Genomic DNA, 16266 nt, shown 5'->3' on the forward strand with positions numbered 1-16266 from the left:
TGCGGTGGAAACCAGATCGAGTACAGTCGACAGGCTCGTTCCATCGGTCGGGTTCGGAGCGGATGACGCAGACACTGACCTTGCCCCCAGGCGTGTTCGTCCTACACGATCGCACTTTGTTTCCCGCCAGCTGAATTCTTGTTCCGAAGCATGCGTAGAGCCGGTATAAGTTTGGTATGGACCACTAATCGGAAAGGTCGCGAGCGCTTCGCGATTATTCCGGCGAGGTGAGTGGGGGACATATGGAGTTCACGATTCTCGGGCCGCTCGGTGTCCGCGATGGGAATACCGAACTCGAGCTCGGCGCGCCGAAAGTCCGCCGTCTGCTGGCACTGCTGCTCCATCGCGCGGGCGAGGTGGTCCCGGTGAGCGCGCTGGTCGACGGCCTGTGGGCGGGCCGCCCGCCGCGCACCGCGGCGAAGAACCTCCAGCTCTACGTCCTCCAGCTCCGCCGCGCGCTGGCGGATCCGGATCGCGTGGTGCACCGCAGACCCGGCTATCTGCTGGTGGTGAATCCCGGCGAACTGGACGTGCGGCGGTTCGAGGATCTCGCCGACCAGGCGCGCACGGCACACGAGCGGCGGAACGCGGTCGTCGCCGGAAGTCTCGCGCGGCAGGCACTCGCGGTCTGGCAGGGCCCTCCGTTCGGCGGGCTGGCCGACAGCAGTGCCGCGCTCCAGGTCGAGGCGGACCGGCTGCAGGAACGACGGCTGGTCCTGCTGGGGCAACGCATCGACGCGGATCTGGCGCTCGGCAGGCACGCGGACGTCGTGGCCGAACTCACCGAGCTGGTCTGGGAACATCCGTTGCGGGAACATTTCCAGGCCCAGCTCATGCTCGCGCTCTACCGGTCGGGGCGCCAGGCCGAGGCGCTCAAGGTCTACCGCCGGGCGCGTGCCCTGCTCACCGGCGAGCTCGGGCTCGAACCGGGTGCGGAGCTGACCGGCCTCGCCCAGGCCATCCTGCGCACCGATCCGGCGCTGGACCTGCCCGCCGCCGAACAGCCGGTTTCCGCCGGGCCGAGGCAGCTGCCCGCCGCTGTGCCGACGTTCACCGGCCGCACCACGCAGCTGCGCCGGATCGACGCCCTGGTCGCCGGCGGCGCACCGGTGGTGGTCGTCAGCGGCACCGCGGGGGTGGGCAAGACCGCGCTGGCACTGCAATGGGCGCACGGCGCGCTCGACCGGTTCCCCGACGGCCAGCTCTACCTGAATCTGCACGGCCACGCGCGGTCGGCCACGGTGACCGCGGCCGAAGCGCTGGTCCGGCTCGTGCGCTCGCTGGGTGTCCCGCCCGACCGGATACCGGTGGACCCGGACGAACTGGCCGCGCTCTACCGGTCCGAGCTCGCGGGCAAACGGATGCTCGTGGTGCTGGACAACGCCGGCACGGCGGATCAGGTGCGGCCGCTGCTGCCCGGCCGTCCCGGCAGCCTCGTCGTGGTGACCGGCAGGCAGGAACTGCCCGGGCTCGTCGTCCTGCACGACGCGGGCGCCGTCCGGCTGGACCTGCTGACCGAAGAGGACGGACTCAAGCTGCTCGCCAGGATCGTCGGAGCGCAGCGGGTCAAGGAGGAACGCCGGGCGGCGGCGAAACTGGTCCGGTTGTGCGCCGGGTTGCCGCTCGCGTTGCGGATCGCGGCCGCGGACATCGGCATCGGCCGGGACCGGCCGATCGGCGCCGTGGTCGACGGGCTGCTGCGGGCCGACCGGCTGGACCGGCTCGGGATCGACGGCGACCCGTCGGCCGCGGTCCGCGCCGCGTTCGCGCTGTCGTACCGGCGGCTCGGTCCGGCCGCCCAGGGCTTGTTCCGGTTGCTCGGCGTGGTCCAGGTGCCGGATTTCACCGCACGGTCGATAGCCGTGCTCGCCGGGCAGGACCCCGAGAGCACGTCTCAGGCTCTCGCCGAACTGGAGCGTGCGCATCTCGTCGCCCGGGGCGCCGACGGCCGGTACCAGTGCCACGACCTGCTTCGGCTGTACGCGACCGAACGCGCGCGGGCCGAGGACGACGCCGCCGACCGCGACGCGGCCAGGCTCCGGCTGTTCGGCTGGTACCTCGCGACGGTGACCGTCGCGGTCACGCGGATCACGCCGCAGATCCTCCGGCTTCGGGAGGGAGCCGAATTCGGCGAGACCGACGTCGTGTTCGATGACGACGCCGAGGCGCTGGAGTGGCTCGAAGCGGAACGTGCCGACCTCATGGCCATCGTCCACGACGCCGCCGCGCACGGCCCGCACCGGATCGTCTGGTTACTGGCGGACGCCCTACGCGGTTTCTTCTGGCTCAGAAGGCATTCCGTGGACTGGGTCGCCGTCGCGAAGGCCGGGCTGGCCGCGGCGGTCGTGGACGCTGAGCCGCGCGGCCGGATCGCCGCCCGGCAAAGCCTCGCTCAGGTGTATCGCGGGCTGGGCGACTACTCGGCCGCCGTCGCGCACTACACCAGGGCGCTGGAGCTGGCGACCGCCGAACGGTGGCCGGAGGCGGAAGCCGCCGCGCGCGGCAATCTCGCCGGAGTCCACTGGGAGCTCGGCGCGCTCGACGAGGCGGTCGCCGAACTCGACCGCGCGATCGAGCTGAACAGCCGGATGGGCTGGGAAGCAGGACTTTCGGCCAACCTGCACAACATCGGGACACTGCTGCGGGAGCTGGGCAAGCCACAGGAAGCCATCCAGCGACTGGCCCAGGCCCTGTCGCTCATCGAACGCGCCGGCAATCGCGACGGCGCCGCGCATGTGTACACCACGCTCGGCGAGGTCTATCTCGACCTCGGCAGGCTGACCGATGCGCGCGAGTCGCTGTCGAAAAGTGTTTCCCTGCACCGGGAGAACGGCGCTCGTTACGGGGAGACGACCGCACTCTGCTCACTGGCGGCCTTGTGCGCCGAGACCGGGGAATTCGCCGAAGCGGCCGAGCACGCCGAGGCGATGCTGGAACTTGCCCGGGAGACCGGAGATCGCCGGGCGGAGGCGAACGCGCTCGCGGCACTGGCCGAACTCGGTGGCCGGACCGAGTTGTCCGTGGCGCCCGAGATCTTGGCCGGGCAGGCGGTCGAACTCGCCCACAAGATCCACTACACCCGCGCGGAGATCGTCAGTCTGCTGGCGCTTGCCGAGGTGTGTCGTCGTGGCGGGCGGCTCGACGACGCCGTCACGCATGCGGGTGCGGCCGCGGATTTGGCCGCACGGAGGGACTTCCGGCTCCTCGTCGCCCGGGCCCAGACGGTGCTGGCCACCACTCGGCGGGACCTCGGCGACCGGAAACAAGCGGCCGAATGTGCCGAGCGCGCGCTGACCCTGCATCGCCGCACCGGCAACCGGATCGGCGAGGGACACGCGCTCGCCGTCCTCGGCGAAGTCACCGCGAAACGGGATCCCGGTGCCGGGCAGGGACTTCTGCGGAAGGCGCACGACATCCTCGCCGACTGCGGTTCGGTCGAACGATTCCGCGTGGCGAACCTGCTCGCGACCTGAGTTCAGGCCGTCCCCAGCGCGACCGCGATCACGAGCCCGCGCTCACAGGAAATGGAGACGTCGACCCGCTCGATGCCCAGCGCACGAGCACGTTCTGACGCCGCACCGCGCAACTCCACCGACGTCGCGCCCGCTCCGGACCGCCGGAGCACGATCTGGGCGGGCGGGACCGAACCGGACAGGCAGGTCCTGAGCATCTTCAGCACCGCCTCCTTCGCGGCGAACCGGCAAGCGAGACAGACGCTGCCCGCCGTCGCGAGGTCGTCGATTTCCTCCTGGGAGAACAGGAACTTCAGGAACCAGCCGCGCCGCGCGAGCAGGTCGAGTTCGGCCACGCGCAGCGCGTCCACTCCGACGAGCGTGGTCATACGTTCCCGGTCCCTTCGCACTTCGCGCCGGTCGCCCGGCCGAGTGGGTCGTGAGTGGCGATTCGTGTTCTGTCGAGGGGCAGGGCGAAGGGCGGCGTGTTGCGAAAGCCACTTTCGCAACGTTGAAGGTTGCGAAAGTGGCTTTCGCAACGTCAGCGGACTGTCCAGGTGGTCCGGCCGGACTGCGTCCTCGCCATGCGGCCACCCTAGATCGCCGCCGCATCGGGAAACCAGGGTGCTGGCCGGTGTCGGCCAGACCGCTTGCGGACGTTGAATCGCGCGGATTCCTTGCCGTAGCGTCGAATCGAGTCCGGAAGAACGGAGGAGACCTTCGTGGCCAGTGACATCAGCGACATCATCGACGCGGACGAACGGTTTCGCGGCCTGCTCGATCGCCTTTCGTCGAAGTCGATCGACGACTACTACAACCCCTATCAGATGTTCGAGTGGCCGGACAGCCTGCCCGAACGGATGTGGTGGATGAGCCCCGAGCTCACCACCACGCACGGCACCGAGTTCGCCACGACACTGAGCGAAGACCAGCTCTTCGCCTTGTCACGGTTCGAAAGCATCAACTTCTACAGCCTGAACGTGCACGGGATCCGCGAGCTGCTGATCGAGGTCGTCGCGCGTATCCACACGGCCGGCTTCGAGACGCCATCGGAGTTCTTCCATCACTTCATCGGCGAAGAGAACGAGCACATGTGGTTCTTCGCCGAATTCTGCCTGCGCTACGGCCAAAAGATCTACCGTGCCCCGGGTGCCGGTGTCACCATCCCGCCCGCGTCTTCGTCCAAAGTGGAGAGTCTGCTGGTGTTCGCGAGGATCCTGATCTTCGAGGAACTGGTGGACCACTACAACTCGTTGATGGCGCGGGACGAACGTCTGCACGAGACGATCCGCGCGATCAACCGCATCCACCATCAGGACGAATCGCGGCATATCGCGTTCGGCCGGGAGCTGGTGGAGCATCTCTACGGCGACCTCAAGAAGACGGCGACCGAGGAGGAACTCGTCGAGGTTTCGGCCTATCTCCGCCGTTATCTCACCTACAGTTTCGAGTCGCTGTACAACCCGCAGGTCTATCGCGACGCCGGCATCGAGAACCCGCTGGAACTCCGGCGTGCGCTGCTCGACGCGCCCACCCGGCCCGCCGCCGAGCAACAGGTGTTCCGCAAGACCCTGAAGTACCTGGAGCGAACGGGGATCCTCCGATGACCCGCACCACCGGAGTGGACGGCGCCGAAGCGCTGGCGATCCTCGGTCCCGACGAGACCGCCCTGGTCAAGGAACTCGACCGGACCTTCCTCGGCTGGGCGGGCGCCGCCGGGGCGCGGGAGATCAGCCCGCCGCCGCTGTACCCGGTCACCGACCTGGAGAAATTCGACGTCTACGCGAACTTCCCGCATCTGGCGTTCGTGGCCGGTCCGCTGGATCTGGCCGGCCGGGAGGGAAAGCCGGTCGACGGGCGGTTCGCCGGCGGCGATCTGCAGGACGGCCGTTACGGTCTGCCGCACGCGACCTGTTACGGGGCTTACCTTTTCTACGAGGGCACGAAGGTGTCCGAGACGGAGATCGTGACGCTCGTCAACCGCTGTTTCCGCAGCGAAGACCACTACAGCGGATTGCGGCGGCTGGCGAGTTTCCAGATGCGTGAGATCGTCGCGCTCGGCTCGTTCGAGCATACCCAGGAAGTCGTTTCCCGCTTCACCGAACGGATCCTGGCGTTCTCCGGCGAACTCGGCCTCGGCCTGGAAAAGGAGGCGGCGATCGATCCGTTCTTCCAGAACGACGGCGCCCGCGCTCTCCTGCAGAAGCTGAGCCCGGTCAAGTACGAGTTCCAGCACGGCACCCTCGCGATCGCCTCGGTCAACACCCACCGCAACTTCTTCGGCGAACGGTGCGACATCCGCTTCGGTGACGGCAAGGAGTTCGCCTACACCAGTTGTGTGGCGTTCGGCTTGGAGCGCTGGCTCGCCGTGCTGACCGAGGTCCATCACGGCGATCTCCCGGCGGCGCTGGCGGCCGTCCGAGCGGCGGCGGACCGGGCCGGGTGACCATGTCCGCGAGACGGATCGGCATCGACGTCGTCCCGCTCAGCCGGGTGCGCGAGCTCGTCGCCCAGGACGCGGAACCCGCGCTGCGGCGCATGCTCTCTTCCGCCGAACTGCTGAGTTCGTCCACTCCGGACGGTCCGGATCTGGCCGGTATCGCGGGACGCCTGGCCGCCAAGGAAGCGGTGTTCAAACTCTTCCACGTCGGTGGGCAGCCCGTGCCCTGGCTCTCGACCGAAGTGCTCAAGAGCGACGGCGGCTGGCCGGTGGTCCGGCTCACCGGACGCGCCGCGCGGCTGGCCCGGGAAGCCGGGCTCGGCGAGATCGAAATCAGCATCACCCACGACGACGCGTACGCCATCGCGGTCGCGGTGTCCGCCGCGGACTGAGAAGGAAACAACCTCGAAGGAGAAGACATGCCCGCCCCTGGTATCGAAAAGGTCAGTGACTGGATTCTCGGCAGGCACCCGGAACGCACCGAGCTGGCGTTCGAAGAGGACCTGATCGAAAGCCGCTTGGTCGACTCGCTTTCGTTCGTAGAGCTGGTCTACGTGATCGAGGACGCGAGCGGCGTCGAGGTCGACTTCGACAACATCGACATCGCGGACTTCAAGACCCTGTCGGCCATCGAGAAGGCGTTCTTCGCCGGAGCGGGAGTCAGCTGATGCACGCCGTTTCCTATACCGCGCAGTGGATGGCGGCGGCTCGTTCGCTCGAGTCCGAACGCGAGGACGCGCTGTTCGCCGACCCGCTGGCGAGCGCCCTCGCCGCGCCGGACGGGTTCCGGCTGATCGAGCGCTACGCCGGTGGCGGGCTGCTGCCGTTCATCAGCATCCGGACCAGGTTCCTCGACGACGCCATCGGTGAGCTGCGGTCGGATCCCTCCATCCGCCAGGTGGTGCTGATCGCGGCGGGGATGGACACCAGGGCGTTCCGGCTGGACTGGCCCGAGGACACCGTCGTCTTCGAGGTCGACCACGAGCCGCTGCTGGTGGAGAAGCAGCGGCGGCTGACCGAACTGGGCGCCGAGCCGCGTGTCGATCGCCGGGTCGTTCCCGCCGACTTGACCCGCGAATGGCTGCCGGACCTGGAGAAGGCTGGCTTCGACCCGACCCGCCCGACGTTGTGGGTGGCCGAGGCGCTGACCTTCTTCCTGACCGAGGAGCAGGCCGGCGGTCTGCTGAAGACGCTGGGTTCGGTGTCGGCGCCGGGAAGCAGGCTGGCACTGGACATCCTCGGCCGTGCACTGCTGCGCAGCCCGTTCTCGAAGCCGTTCCTCGACCGGCTGGCCGACGACGGGACACCGTGGATCTTCGGCACCGACGAGCCGGAGGAGTTCCTGCTGGCCCACGGCTGGAAGGTCGACGCCGTCAAGGAGCCCGGTCAGCCCGGCGCGGGTGAGGGCCGCTGGCCGTACGAGGTACAGCCGCCGGAACGCCGCGGCGCCAACCGGCTCTGGCTGTTGCAGGCCGAATACCTGGAGGGCTGATGGGCGCGACCACACTGGAACGCGTCGAATCGTTCGTACCCGACCGCAGCGTCCGCATCGAGGAGCTCGGCGAGCACCTCGGGCTGCGCCGGGCCGAACTCGGCGTGTTCCGGAAGTTCTACGGCCTCGACACGCTCCGGTTCGATCCCGGGATGGACCTGTTCGACCTCCTGTTGCCCGCCGCGAAGCGGGCGCTGGCGGCGCTGCCCGCCGGCCGGAGGATCGACAGGCTGGTGTTCGCGCATACGACCCAGGCGCTCGCGCCGGCCGACGTCGACATCGCCCAGGAGCTCGTGCGGCGGCTGGGGCTGGTGGACGTCGAGGCGTTCGCGTTGTCCCACCAGGCCTGTGTGAGCAGTCTGGGTGCCATCGACGTCGCGGCCGAGCTGCTGCGGGCCGAGGGCGAGACCGGCGGTTACGCGCTGATGGTGACCGGCGAGCGGGCGTTTTCGCCGATCGTGCAGCTGATCCCCAACACCGCGATCATGGCGGACGCGGCGTCGGCGTGCCTGCTGACGGTGGACGGCGACGGCGACGTCGTGCACTCCTTCGTCACGAAGACGTTGGGGCAGTACGCGGAATGGCTGGCGCTGACTCCGGAGCAGAACACCGAATTCGGCGAGCTCTACGGGCCGAGGCTGGCCGAGGTGATCCTTGAGGCGGTGGCCGAGGCGGGATGCGGGTTCGACGACATCGATCTGGTGATCCCGCACAACGTCAACGCCCTCGCCTGGCGGCAGACGGTGAAGGCGCTGGAGGCGCCGTCGGAGAAGTTCTTCCTGGAGAACATCCCCAAGCTCAGCCATTGCTTCTCGTCGGACGTGTTCCTGAACTACACGACCTTGCGGGAGAACGGCAGGCTCGTCGACGGTGCCCGCTACGTGCTCGTGACGGTCGGTCTCGGTGCGACGTTCGGCGCCATGGTGATCACCCATCGGACGCGGGGGAGCGGGACGTGACGGCCCGCGACGAGGTGGTGTCGGCGATCGGGGACGCGCTCGGGGACGTCCTGGAACGGGAGATCACCGGGCTGACCGAGGACACGCGGCTGTTCGACGACCTGCGGCTGGACTCGTCGAAGGTCTTGGAACTGCTGATGCTGGTGGAGATGGCCGTCGACATCACGGTGGATCCGGACGACCTCGACATCGATCGCCTCCGCACCGTCCGTTCGTTCGCCGACTACGTCGAATCCAGGCAGGCCATCGGGGAAGGAGTGTCATGAGCGGTGAACCGACCCTGCGCGGCACGAGCGCGGTGATCTCACCGCCGGGGCCCGGCTACCGGGAGGACGCGGCGGTCTCGAGGTTCCTCGCGGATCTCGTCGAACCGTTCGGGTCCAAAGTGGACGAAGAACGCTGGCAGCGCGGCGCGCACGTCTCGCACAAGGCGCTGACCGACCGGTTACTGGAAGCCGAGGGCGTGCGCACGAGCCGCCCGCAGCTGGTCATCGTGACCCACGCCCTGCCCGACGTCCTGCCGTTCACCGCCGTGGCGCCGTATCTCGCCGACCGGCTGGACGTCACGGCGACCACTTTCTCCTTGGCACAGCAGGGTTTGGCCGCGCCTTTCACGGCCTTGCGCGTCGTGGCGGCGTATCAGCGGTCGGGACGGTGCGACGAGGCGGTCGTCGCGGTACTGGAGCAGACGACGCTCCCGACCCCGCATCCGCTGGTCGACGACGGCGGGCTGGTCGACTCGGGTGCCGCGCTGGTCCTCGGCACCGGACCGGGGCCACGGCTGGCGTCGGTGTCGTCCAGCGGGACGGTGGGGGAGCTGCTCGAACCACATCGGGAGCCCGGCACGCTCGTGGTCCTCGGTCCGTGGGTGACGGAAACCGTCGAGGCGGACGTCCACCGGGTCGCGCCGGGCTCGTACTGCACCAGTGTGTGGCTCGCCCTGGCGGGAAACTGGCCGGCGTGGCAGGAGACGTACCGGAAGGTCGTGCTCTGCGACACCGACCCGGTGAGCGGCCGCAGTCACGCCGCGGTCTTCTCCTTCCCGGCGGGGTAGCAAGATGCGGATCGGGGCCGACCTGCTGTACGTCGGCGAACTGGACCGGCTGCTGGCACGGCCGTGGTTCCGTGCCTACGTCTACGCCGAGTCCGAACTCGCCACCGCGGCCGGTTTCGGCCCCGATCGATGCCGGGAGTTCCTGGCGGGCCGGTTCGCGGCGAAGGAAGCCGTCGCGAAGGCGATCGGCACCGGTTTCGCCGACGGCGTCGCGCCGCGCCAGATCGCCGTCGAACGAGCCGATTCCGGAGCGGCCCTGGTGGTGCTCACCGGCGCGGCGGCCGCGGGAGCCGCCGCGCTCGGGGTGGTGGAAGTCCAGGTCTCGATCACGCACAAGGCGGACCTGGTCCTGGCGGTCGCGCTCGCGGCGTAGACGAGATCACCGCGCGGTGCGGGGCCAGGTCCAGGCGTACCGCAGGATGAGGGCGAGAACGATCAATTCCAGTGCGACGCCGAGGCCGTAGAAGTACCGCCAGGACTCGCCCACCGCGTTGAACGCCGCGAAGGGGACCTGAATCGAGGCCACGATGAGGTTCGTGGTGCGGTTCGCCCGGGCGGGCAGGATCATCGACAGCACGACCATGAAGGCCGGGATCGCCATCAGCGTGAGGAAGACGGCGAACAACGTCTGGCTGATGTCGAACTCGAAGACGACGCCGGCCTCGATGTCTTTGACGACACCGGGTTTGAAGAAGGCGAGAATGTCCACATAGGCGTACAGGAGCACGAGGCTCGTCCACGCCGCGGCGAGCTTGGCTCTCACCGGGATCCGCTGCTCGTCCAGGGCGGTCGTGGCGGGTTGAAGTGTTCGCATCGTGGGCTCCGTTGTCGTCGTGAGGACCGGTGGGCCAACGATCGCCGAGCCGGGCGGCGGGCACATCGTCGTCGAAGCCGGACCCGTCCCGGCCGTGGGGAGGAGCGGCGTCTCGTTCTTTCGGTCGGTCCCTGACGCCTCGGCGGTCCCTAGGCTGAGCGCGTGACCACCAACGCCCTGCGCTCGCTGTGGGCCGAGCCGCGCGCCACCGACGCTCCCGAACGGGTTTCGCGCGACTGGGTGCTGGTCGCGGCGCTGATGGTGACGGCGCTGCTCGAAGGAGTCCTCCGGGACGACGTCGCCTGGCGGCCGTTCGTGACGATCGTGGCGGTCGGACTCGCGCCGGTGCTGCTGTGGCGGCGTAGCCACCCGTTGATCTGTGTCGTGGTGGCCTTCGGCGCCGCGACGGCGTTGGGACTGGCGAGCCTGCCGGGCGGGGCCCCGAGCCTGGGCCTCGACACGATGATCTACGTCCTGGTGTTCGTCTACGCGCTGGTCCGCTGGGGCTCCGGGCGCGAGATCGTGATCGGGCTGGCGGTGGTGGCGGTCGCCGCGGGAATCGGCATGGTCCCCGACCACGTCGGGCCGACCGAGATCTTCGGCGGGTTCGCCATCCTCGCGGCGGCTGCGGCGGGTGGAGCGGCGTTCCGCTACCGCGCGGACAGCCGGCGCCGGGAGCGGGACCAGATCCGCGGCCAGGAGCGGGTCGGTCTCGCGCGCGAGTTGCACGACATCGTCGCCCATCATGTCTCGGCGATCGCCGTGCAGGCGCAGGCGGGCCGGGCGATGGCAGCCCGGCGACCTGAGGCGGCACTCGAGGTGCTGGCGGCGATCGAAGGAGAAGCGTCGCGGACGCTCACGGAGATGCGGGCGATGGTCCGCGTGCTGCGCGACGGAGCGCCGGCGGGGTACTCCCCTCAGCCCGGCGTTGCCGACCTGCTCTCCCTCGCCAGAAGCGCTCCGGCCCCGGTGGTCGACGTGGAGTTGCCGGAGGACCTGGGTGAACTTCCGCCCCAGATCGACGCGGCGGTCTACCGGCTGGCGCAGGAGGCGCTGACCAACGCCCTGCGGCACGCCCGCGACGCCTCGCGGGTCGAGATCCGGGTCGTGGACGGCGCGGGAACGTTGCGGCTACGCGTGAAAGACGACGGACGGATCGATCCGGCACGGCCGGTGAACCACGGCTTCGGGCTGCTGGGGATGACCGAGCGCGTGCAGCTGCTCGGCGGCACGCTGCGTGCCGGGCCGGCGCCCGAGGGCGGGTGGACGGTCGACGCCGAACTGCCGACTAAGGTACGCCGATGACGGTGCGCGTGCTGGTGGCCGACGACCAGGATCTGGTGCGCACCGGCCTGTCGATGATCCTTGAAGCACAGCCAGGCATCGAGGTCGTCGGCCAGGCCGCCGACGGCCACGCCGCCGTCGAGCTGGCGCGTCGGCTCCGCCCCGACGTGTGCCTGGTCGACATCCAGATGCCCGGCCTCGACGGCATCGAGGTGACCAAGCTCCTCGCCGGGCGGGGCGTCCCGGACCCGATCGCGGTGGTCGTGATCACGACGTTCGACCTCGACGAGTACGTCCACGGCGCGCTCCGGGCCGGCGCCCGGGGCTTTCTGCTCAAGGACGCGGGGACGGAGCTGCTCGTCCAGGCCGTCCATGCCGCCGCCGTCGGCGATGCCCTGATCGCGCCGAACATCACCCGGCGGCTGCTGGCCACGCTCGCCGGCCGGGAACCGTCGAGCCGGCGGACCCAACCGGTCGAGCCGCTCACCGACCGCGAGGAGGAGGTGCTGACGCTGGTCGCCCGCGGCCGCACGAACGCCGAAATCGCCACCGAGCTCTTCATCGGCTTGACGACCGCCAAGACCCACGTCGCCAGCCTGCTGACCAAACTCGGCGCCCGGAACAGGGTCGAGATCGCGATGTGGGCGTACGACACCGGCCGGGTGGGGGACTGAACCGAACCCGACGAGCCGGCGTCAGAGCCCGTTCATGTACATGGCGTCTTCCGGGTACCGCTGGCCCTTTGTGATGCCCGCCGGCACCGCCGCGTCGAGCAATGCCATGTCGTCGGGACCGAGCCGCAGAGACACGGCCCGGAGGTTCTCCTCGAGCGTCCACCGTCGCTTGGTGCCCGGTATCGGCACGACGTCGTCACCTTTGGCCAGCAGCCACGCCAGGCACACCTGCGCGGGGCTCGCGTCGACCCGGGCGGCGACGGCGCAGACCTCGTCGACGGCGGCGGAATTCGCGCGGAAGTTCTCACCCTGGAAACGAGGATCCCGCCGGCGGTAGTCGTCGGCGGCGTACTCCTCCGCGGGTTTGGCGTTTCCGGTCAGGAAACCGCGGCCCAGCGGGGAATAGGCGACCAGGCCGATACCCAGTTCGCGCAGGAGAGGCAGGATCTCGGCCTCGATGTGGCGTTCCCACAAGGCGTATTCGGTCTGCAGGGCGGTCACGGGGGTGACCGCGTGCGCGCGGCGGATCGTGGCCGTCCCGGCTTCGGACAGGCCGAAGTACCGGACCTTGCCGGAGGCGATCAGCCCGCCGACGCCGTCGGCCACGTCCTCGATCGGGACCGTGGGGTCGACCCGGTGCTGCGACAACAGGTCGATGCGGTCGGTGCGCAGCCGGACGAGCATCGCGTCGACGGTCCGGCGGATGTGGCCGGGCCTGCTGTTCAACCTGCCACGGGTGCCGTCCTGGGCGTATTCCCAGCCGAACTTCGTGGAGATGAACGCTTCGTCGCGCCGTCCGCGCAAGGCGTCGCCGAGCAGTGCTTCGTTGTCGAAGGGGCCATAAACCTCCGCGGTGTCGAAGAAGGTACAGCCGAGGTCGAGTGCCCGGTGGACGGTGGCGATCGATTCGGCGTCGTCCGCGGCACCGTAGGCCCGGCTCATCCCGAAGCAGCCGAGGCCGAGCGCGGACACGGCGGGACCGCCGTTCCCCAGGACACGCGTGGGCAGGGCATCGTCGTATGTCACCGTAGTTTCGCTCCCTGGCCGACGACCGCGTCGAGGAAGTCGCCACGCGAGAGCGCGGCGGCGAGCGCTCCGATGTCGTCGCTCAGATACCGGTCCCGGTTCAGGGCCGGGACGGTCGCCCGTACCCGGTCGTGGGTGATCCGGCCGAGCGGACCGAGCCGCCGGTACCGGCCCGACACGTCCACGGCCTGCGCCGCGGCGAGCAGTTCCACCGCCAGGATCCAGTTGTTGTTCGCCAGTACCCGGCGGGCGTTCCTGGCCCCGATCAGGCCCATGCTGACGACGTCCTGGTTGTCGGCGTTGGCGGGCACGCTCTGGATGCTGGCGGGGCCGATCGTCCGGTTCTCGGCGACCAGCGCGCTCGCCGGATACTGGGCGCCGGCGAGCCCGCTGTTCAGACCGGGATCGCTCGAGATGAGGAACTCCGGCAGGCCGTCGTTGAGATGCCGGTTCAGCAGCCGATGCGTCCGGCGTTCGGAGAACACGCCGAGCTGGGTGAGCGCGATGGTGCAGTAGTCCATCGAGAAGGCGATCGGCTGACCGTGGAAGTTCGCGCCGTGGAAGATCTCTTCCTCGTCGGCGTCACCGGATTCGCCGAAGAACAAGGGATTGTCGTTGGCGGAGTTGAGTTCGATCTCCAGTGTGGCTTCGGCCTGCCGGAGGGTGTCGCGCACGGCGCCGAGCACCTGCGGCACCGCACGCAGGGTGTACGCCTTCTGCAGGTAGACCTCGCCGTCGCCGTCGCGGGCCTGCCGTGAAAGTTCGGCGTGACCGACGGCGAGCCCGCTGCCGTCCAGCAGCAGGCGCAGGTTCGCCGCGGTGTCGATCTGACCGCGGTGGGGCCGGGCCCGCTCGTGCCCGGCGGCGAGGAACGGGCTCGTCGAACCGCGCAGGACCTCCAGGACCAGCGCGGAGATGATCTCGGCCTGCCGCACCTGGTCCAGCGCGCGGCCGACCACCAGGGCGCCGAGCCCGGTCATCGCCGACGTGCCGTTGATCAGCGCGAGCCCTTCCTTGGCCCGGAGTTCGAGTGGAACGAGCCCGTGCCGCTCGAGGACCGGTCCGGTCCGTGTCCGTTCGCCGTCTTCGAGGACGTGACCTTCGCCGATCAGGGTGACGGCGACGTGCGAGAGCGGCGCGAGGTCCCCGCTGGCGCCCAGCGACCCGATCTCCGGCACGGCCGGGGTGATGTTCAGGTTCAGGTACGCCGCCAGCCGGTCGAGGACGGCGGGGCGCACCGCCGAGTGGCCCTTGGCGAGCGCGTTGAGCCTGGCCGCGATCATCGCCCGGACCTCGTCCTCGGCGAAGAGCGGGCCGACACCGGCACTGTGGCTGCGGACGAGGTTCGTCTGCAGGGCCACCTCGTCGCCGGCGCCGACCGGATGGTGCACCAGTTCGCCGTACCCGGTGGTGACGCCGTAGACGGGAACGCCGCGGCTTACCAGCTCCTCGAACGACTTCCGGTTCCTCGCGACGGCGTCCAGTGAGGACGGGGCCACCGTGCACGGCGCCCCGTCCTCGGCGATCCGCCGGACACCGGCGAGGTCCAGGCTCTCGCCGTCGAGTTCCACCGGCCGGTGTTCCCTGTCTTTCACAGCCCGGCTCCCGCCTGTGTCGCCGTTCCCGATCGGCCGAGCACCCAGCTCATTACCGCCGTCGCCACGGCGAGCGCCGCGAGCACCCCGCAGGTGACGACGAACGCGTCACCGAAGTCGCTCGCGGGGATCGACGCCGTGTCCTGCGGATTGCGCCCCAGCGCGGCGCGGTAGACCGTGCCGATCCCCGCGATCCCGACGGCCATCGCGGCCTGGGTGACGGTGTTCAGCACCCCCGAACCCGCCCCGGTCAGATCGGCGGGCACCTGTGCCATGGCGATGCCGACCAGCGGCGAGACCACCAGTCCCTGCCCGATCCCGGACAGCCCGATGGTGGCCGCGAGCGCGACGGCCTGGGTGCCGGTGCCCGCCTGCACGATGAACGGCATCGGCAGGAAGCTCGCGAACATCAGCAGCGCGCCGGTGATCAGCACCCGGGTGCCGTAGCGCTCGGCCAGCCGTCGTCCGGCCACCGAAGCCACCGCGAACCCGACGCCCAGTGGCACGAACACCACACCGGTGGCCAGCGGGTCCAGGTGCAGCGCGGACTGGAGGTAGTAGGTCAGCACCAGGAAGTAGCCCGCGTTGCCGGCGAAGAACACCGTCACCGTCGCCATGCTGGCCGGGAATCCGCGCCTGCGCAGGACCCGGGCAGGCAACAGGGGATCCCCGCCGCGTGCGGCGAGCCTGTTCTCGTACCGGAACAGGCCAGCCGTCAGCAGCGCCGCGGCGGCGAAACAGCCCCAGATCCACGGCGGCCAGCCGTGTTCCGGGCCGAGCGACAACGGGATCAGCAGGATCGGCAGCACGGACGCGGTGAGCACCGTGCCCACCATGTCCAGCGGCGCGGTGACCTCGCTCCGGCTCTCCCGGACCGTCGACGGCGCGGCCAGCAGGATGAGCAACCCGATCGGGACGTTGATCAGGAAGATCGTCCGCCATTCCAGCCCGGCGACGTCCACGTTCAGGAGCAGCCCGCCGCCGATCAGCCCGGCGACGACCCCGAGCCCGATCACCGAGCCGTACGCGCCGATCGCGCGCTGCCGGTCCCGCGGCCGGGCGAAGGTGCCCTGGATGATCGACAGCACCTGCGGCATCAGGACGGCCGCCGCGGCGCCCTGCACGACCCGCGCCACGATCAGCAGATTCGCCGTGGGACACAGCGCGCACAGCAACGAGGCGACGGTGAACGCCGCCACCCCGTACTGGAACACCTTCTTGCGGCCGAACCGGTCGCCGAGCTTGCCGCCGGTCACCATGCCCGCCGCGTAGGCGATCACGTAGCCGTCGATGACGAACTGGATCTGGCCGAAACTTGCGCCCAGATCCGCTTGGATCGGCGGGCTGGCCACGTTCACGATGAACATGTCGATCTGGCCCATGAACGTGGCCAGCAGCACCACCCCGATCCCCGCCCAGTCACGAGGACCGGGCACGGTCGAGGGTGATGTTTCCGCGACGGCAACCATTCTCGTC

17 protein-coding genes are annotated in these 16266 nt (G+C 69.7%); 12 read left to right on the top strand and 5 right to left on the bottom strand.

Going from position 1 to position 16266, the window contains the following annotated elements; translation table 11 throughout:
* Positions 1-242: 242 nt before the first annotated feature.
* Complete coding sequence (locus AMK34_RS00880; protein WP_073842318.1) at positions 243-3473, top strand: AfsR/SARP family transcriptional regulator; 3231 nt, start codon at positions 243-245, stop codon at positions 3471-3473.
* A gap of 2 nt (positions 3474-3475) precedes the next feature.
* Here the strand turns inward: AMK34_RS00880 and AMK34_RS00885 are convergent, their stop codons facing one another.
* Positions 3476-3841 (bottom strand): holo-ACP synthase, encoded by a 366-nt coding sequence (locus AMK34_RS00885; RefSeq protein WP_038514984.1) that lies wholly within the window; start codon positions 3839-3841, stop codon positions 3476-3478.
* A 333-nt stretch (positions 3842-4174) separates the two neighbouring features.
* On the opposite strand from AMK34_RS00885, the gene AMK34_RS00895 reads away from it, so the two are divergent.
* The 9 genes from AMK34_RS00895 to AMK34_RS00935 are packed head-to-tail and all read left to right on the top strand — an operon-like array spanning position 4175 to position 9770.
* A complete protein-coding gene (locus AMK34_RS00895) occupies positions 4175-5059 on the top strand; it encodes a diiron oxygenase (RefSeq protein ID WP_083649700.1) in 885 nt (294 codons plus the stop codon).
* Positions 5056-5898 (top strand): hypothetical protein, encoded by an 843-nt coding sequence (locus tag AMK34_RS00900; RefSeq protein ID WP_073842320.1) that lies wholly within the window; start codon positions 5056-5058, stop codon positions 5896-5898. Before AMK34_RS00895 ends, AMK34_RS00900 begins: the two co-directional genes overlap by 4 nt.
* A 2-nt stretch (positions 5899-5900) precedes the next feature.
* On the top strand, positions 5901-6284 hold the full coding sequence (locus AMK34_RS00905) for a holo-ACP synthase (protein ID WP_073842321.1): 384 nt from the start codon (positions 5901-5903) through the stop codon (positions 6282-6284).
* 27 nt (positions 6285-6311) lie between these two features.
* Positions 6312-6560 carry a hypothetical protein gene (locus AMK34_RS00910; protein WP_037348320.1) on the top strand — a complete coding sequence of 83 codons (249 nt, stop codon included), beginning with the start codon at positions 6312-6314 and terminating at the stop codon, positions 6558-6560.
* Entirely contained in the window at positions 6560-7384 is an 825-nt protein-coding gene (locus AMK34_RS00915) for an SAM-dependent methyltransferase (RefSeq protein WP_073842322.1), read from the top strand. The genes AMK34_RS00910 and AMK34_RS00915 overlap by 1 nt, the downstream gene beginning before the upstream one ends.
* Positions 7384-8343, top strand: coding sequence for a ketoacyl-ACP synthase III family protein (locus AMK34_RS00920; protein WP_174492037.1), 960 nt, complete (start codon positions 7384-7386; stop codon positions 8341-8343). The genes AMK34_RS00915 and AMK34_RS00920 overlap by 1 nt, the downstream gene beginning before the upstream one ends.
* Positions 8340-8609 (top strand): acyl carrier protein, encoded by a 270-nt coding sequence (locus tag AMK34_RS00925; protein ID WP_038514973.1) that lies wholly within the window; start codon positions 8340-8342, stop codon positions 8607-8609. The genes AMK34_RS00920 and AMK34_RS00925 overlap by 4 nt, the downstream gene beginning before the upstream one ends.
* Positions 8606-9397, top strand: a complete 792-nt coding sequence (locus tag AMK34_RS00930; protein WP_073842323.1) for a hypothetical protein — start codon at positions 8606-8608, stop codon at positions 9395-9397. Before AMK34_RS00925 ends, AMK34_RS00930 begins: the two co-directional genes overlap by 4 nt.
* A gap of 4 nt (positions 9398-9401) precedes the next feature.
* Positions 9402-9770 (top strand): holo-ACP synthase, encoded by a 369-nt coding sequence (locus AMK34_RS00935; RefSeq protein WP_073842324.1) that lies wholly within the window; start codon positions 9402-9404, stop codon positions 9768-9770.
* 6 nt (positions 9771-9776) lie between these two features.
* Here AMK34_RS00935 and AMK34_RS00940 read toward each other — a convergent pair whose 3' ends face one another.
* Positions 9777-10211 (bottom strand): DUF6326 family protein, encoded by a 435-nt coding sequence (locus tag AMK34_RS00940; RefSeq protein ID WP_073842325.1) that lies wholly within the window; start codon positions 10209-10211, stop codon positions 9777-9779.
* A gap of 162 nt (positions 10212-10373) precedes the next feature.
* On the opposite strand from AMK34_RS00940, the gene AMK34_RS00945 reads away from it, so the two are divergent.
* Both AMK34_RS00945 and AMK34_RS00950 read left to right on the top strand, forming a co-directional pair.
* Positions 10374-11516: a sensor histidine kinase gene (locus AMK34_RS00945; RefSeq protein ID WP_073842326.1), complete on the top strand. Its 1143-nt coding sequence runs from the start codon at positions 10374-10376 to the stop codon at positions 11514-11516.
* Entirely contained in the window at positions 11513-12169 is a 657-nt protein-coding gene (locus AMK34_RS00950; protein ID WP_073842327.1) for a response regulator, read from the top strand. The genes AMK34_RS00945 and AMK34_RS00950 overlap by 4 nt, the downstream gene beginning before the upstream one ends.
* 21 nt (positions 12170-12190) lie before the next feature.
* Here the strand turns inward: AMK34_RS00950 and AMK34_RS00955 are convergent, their stop codons facing one another.
* The 3 genes from AMK34_RS00955 to AMK34_RS00965 are packed head-to-tail and all read right to left on the bottom strand — an operon-like array spanning position 12191 to position 16259.
* Positions 12191-13195: an aldo/keto reductase gene (locus AMK34_RS00955; protein WP_083649701.1), complete on the bottom strand. Its 1005-nt coding sequence runs from the start codon at positions 13193-13195 to the stop codon at positions 12191-12193.
* Positions 13192-14790: a tyrosine 2,3-aminomutase gene (cmdF, locus tag AMK34_RS00960; protein ID WP_073842328.1), complete on the bottom strand. Its 1599-nt coding sequence runs from the start codon at positions 14788-14790 to the stop codon at positions 13192-13194. The genes AMK34_RS00955 and cmdF overlap by 4 nt, the downstream gene beginning before the upstream one ends.
* Positions 14787-16259, bottom strand: coding sequence for an MFS transporter (locus tag AMK34_RS00965; protein ID WP_241832654.1), 1473 nt, complete (start codon positions 16257-16259; stop codon positions 14787-14789). Before AMK34_RS00965 ends, cmdF begins: the two co-directional genes overlap by 4 nt.
* Positions 16260-16266 lie beyond the last annotated feature (7 nt).

Origin of the sequence: Amycolatopsis sp. CB00013 (assembly GCF_001905755.1) — a bacterium.
Taxonomy (GTDB): domain Bacteria; phylum Actinomycetota; class Actinomycetes; order Mycobacteriales; family Pseudonocardiaceae; genus Amycolatopsis; species Amycolatopsis japonica.

What these genes read in the sequence shown, in the direction of transcription:
- AMK34_RS00900 (WP_073842320.1), top strand. Translation starts at nt 5,056, where the DNA reads ATGACCCGCACCACCGGAGTGGACGGCGCCGAAGCGCTGGCGATCCTC.
- AMK34_RS00885 (WP_038514984.1), bottom strand. Translation starts at nt 3,841, where the DNA reads ATGACCACGCTCGTCGGAGTGGACGCGCTGCGCGTGGCCGAACTCGAC.
- AMK34_RS00920 (WP_174492037.1), top strand. Translation starts at nt 7,384, where the DNA reads ATGGGCGCGACCACACTGGAACGCGTCGAATCGTTCGTACCCGACCGC.
- AMK34_RS00880 (WP_073842318.1), top strand. Translation starts at nt 243, where the DNA reads ATGGAGTTCACGATTCTCGGGCCGCTCGGTGTCCGCGATGGGAATACC.
- AMK34_RS00910 (WP_037348320.1), top strand. Translation starts at nt 6,312, where the DNA reads ATGCCCGCCCCTGGTATCGAAAAGGTCAGTGACTGGATTCTCGGCAGG.
- AMK34_RS00950 (WP_073842327.1), top strand. Translation starts at nt 11,513, where the DNA reads ATGACGGTGCGCGTGCTGGTGGCCGACGACCAGGATCTGGTGCGCACC.
- AMK34_RS00935 (WP_073842324.1), top strand. Translation starts at nt 9,402, where the DNA reads ATGCGGATCGGGGCCGACCTGCTGTACGTCGGCGAACTGGACCGGCTG.
- AMK34_RS00915 (WP_073842322.1), top strand. Translation starts at nt 6,560, where the DNA reads ATGCACGCCGTTTCCTATACCGCGCAGTGGATGGCGGCGGCTCGTTCG.
- AMK34_RS00965 (WP_241832654.1), bottom strand. Translation starts at nt 16,259, where the DNA reads ATGGTTGCCGTCGCGGAAACATCACCCTCGACCGTGCCCGGTCCTCGT.
- AMK34_RS00940 (WP_073842325.1), bottom strand. Translation starts at nt 10,211, where the DNA reads ATGCGAACACTTCAACCCGCCACGACCGCCCTGGACGAGCAGCGGATC.
- AMK34_RS00905 (WP_073842321.1), top strand. Translation starts at nt 5,901, where the DNA reads ATGTCCGCGAGACGGATCGGCATCGACGTCGTCCCGCTCAGCCGGGTG.
- AMK34_RS00930 (WP_073842323.1), top strand. Translation starts at nt 8,606, where the DNA reads ATGAGCGGTGAACCGACCCTGCGCGGCACGAGCGCGGTGATCTCACCG.